Annotated in this window: 2 protein-coding genes and 2 pseudogenes; all 4 read right to left on the bottom strand. The window is 60.1% G+C overall.

Annotation, left to right across the window (positions count from 1 at the left end):
- A partial coding sequence (locus ACWGS9_RS34610; RefSeq protein WP_454509411.1) for a beta-L-arabinofuranosidase domain-containing protein occupies window positions 1-383 on the bottom strand: 383 nt, incomplete at its 3' end.
- Between the two features lie 28 nt (window positions 384-411).
- Window positions 412-501: pseudogene (locus ACWGS9_RS34605) on the bottom strand (carbohydrate ABC transporter permease); the annotation flags it as partial.
- 405 nt (window positions 502-906) lie between these two features.
- The gene (locus tag ACWGS9_RS34600; RefSeq protein WP_454509410.1) at window positions 907-1,224 is read right to left on the bottom strand and encodes a chorismate mutase; all 318 of its coding nucleotides are present in this window, start codon (window positions 1,222-1,224) and stop codon (window positions 907-909) included.
- Between the two features lie 597 nt (window positions 1,225-1,821).
- Window positions 1,822-2,231: pseudogene (locus ACWGS9_RS34595) on the bottom strand (DDE-type integrase/transposase/recombinase); the annotation flags it as partial.

Here is a 2,231-nt window from a genome sequence, read left to right as displayed (position 1 = left end):
AGCTTGCCGTACATGTCGATGACGGCGTCGATCTTCTTTTCCAACTCAGGATTGCGGCGCCGGTGGAGCGAATAGGCCGCGGTCTCGATCGTCTTGCCCCAGTCGGAATCCCAGAACATCTGCGCGGTCACGGTGCAGGCGGTAAAACCGTCGCTGACATGGAAAGGAATGACGACGCCCGGCGACGGGCGGCCCGGATTGATCTGTTCCAGCATGCGCGCCTCGACGCAGCGGTCGTAGAGGATGCCCGCGGTCTTGGCGGCCACCGCGTCGACACGGTCGCCCCAAAAACCGCGGACATCGACCTGCGGCACGGGCAGCGGGCGGAAGGCGAGTTTCGGCTTGCTGGCCTCGGTTGCGGCGGCAGGTTGCGATGCGGTCATGAACTTCACTCCATTCGAATGTGGCTGGTTACTTGACGGCGCCGGCCATGAGGCCACGGATGTAGAAGCGCTGCAGCGCCAGGAACAGGATCAGGCCGCCCGCCTTTCCCTTGCCCCAATATGCTGAGTTGCAGGTGAGGCGGCCCCCCCACCTTCAAAGCGTTTGATTGCCTCGATTTCGGCGATTCTGAAAGGCGTGGACGACGCTGAGCGTGGCCGACGTTCGAACATGTCGACGATGTCGGCGTCCATAGCCCTGACGGAACGGCGCTGTTGCGATACTGCCTCGCTGGATGGAAAATCCCGATTTTGCCCTGCCCTCGGAGCCCGATGGATAACAGAAGGTGCACGTCCTGTTCGGTGAGGTGACGAGAAAACAGCCCCCGAAAGGTGGCATGGCGCTCGTCGCCTATCTCCAACTCCTTTGTCCCGAAGAAGCCAAGAAGGCGTCGTCCGACGGGAAAGGCCGAGCCTTCGCGCAGGGATCCCTTGCAACAAGCATCAAACAGGCCGGTCCAACACCTCACCGCTTCACAACGTGCGCTACCAGACTTGCTATCGCCTCATGTCGACTGACTGAATGGGCAACGACAAATCTGAGATAAGCTTCGGCCAGGTCTGGGTCGAGACCCGCGCTCAGAGCTAGGTCACGCAAGCGCTTGGTCTGTGCGACCTCACGCGTGCTGTCTTGAGGCAAGTATCCATATTGGGCTTTGAGGAAGCCGACCTCCTCCGTGCAGCGAAATCGCTCAGCAAGCATGTGGATGATCGCGGAATCGATATTGTCGATTGTTTTCCGATGCTCAGCCAAGCGAACTTCCTGCATAAGATCTTTCTTCATCCATTCTCCTGAGCTGACAGCAAAAAGCCTGGATGACCCCTCGCGAGAACTCGGGCTTTCAGCAGATTTTCCTACCGCCATCGCCGCTGGATGCTGGCTGTGACGAACGTCCGCTGCGGCACCCGCTCGATCCCTCGTGGCGCCATAAGGCAGCGTCTATTGTCAGTGACAATAGCCTCGCAACCTGTCCTTATCATGTCGGCAATCGGGATATGTCTGCGCGCGAGCATCCGGAAGCGGGTTTGAGGCGTCCAACTCGCACAATTTTATGCGCGCAGCCGCAGCGGTCAGCGGCGGACTCCTTCACCCATAAGACCATGGAGCGCTCACCGGTGGCATGATCAACGGTCTGGGAAATTCTCCGTACCAGAAAATTGCGCAGGCTCCGAGCCACCGCGATCATGAGACGCCGAAAATTGCGCCGCGGCGGGGTGTAACTCCGGTCGGGCCACGCCCTCTCGTCATGCAGCCGGATCACGACCTGCTGAAATCACTCAACTCTTTTCGGGACGGGCACTTAGTGCGGGCGGGCAGGCCTTGAGCCGATAGCTGGCCTTCAAACCCCCTTTGCCCATCGAGGCCCTGATGCGACGTCAATCAGGCGGCAAGGATTTCGAACTGATCGGCCAGGGACGGAATCGGATTGAAGGCGTACCTCGCCTGTCGCTTGCGCATCATGTGAATCATTTCGATACCGGAAAGGACGGTGGAGGCGGTGGCCGTCGATTTGAAGCCGAGCATCGGCCGGACTCGGCGCTTGATGCGCCGATGGTCCTGTTCGATCCGATTGTTCAAATACTGGCTCCGGCGGATGCCGATCGGCCTCAGCCGGCGCTGGGCGCGATCCTGCAAGCGATTTGTGGTGTCGTAGGAAACGATCGCCTCGTGGTTAGTCTGGCTCCCGTCGATGACCAGGCGATCCGGTCACCAGACGCTCCAGCGCCTTTCTGAAGAAGCGCTTGGTCGCCGGCAGGCCGCGCTGCTCGCTAAACCAAAACTCGACTGTG

This window comes from Mesorhizobium sp. Arg314 (assembly GCF_053714275.1).
Note: the sequence above shows the minus strand (reverse complement) of the source record. Positions and strands in the feature narration are given on the sequence as shown.

Excerpts from the sequence above, each read along its gene's own strand:
- ACWGS9_RS34600 (WP_454509410.1), bottom strand. The coding sequence starts at position 1,224 with ATGAAGAAAGATCTTATGCAGGAAGTTCGCTTGGCTGAGCATCGGAAA.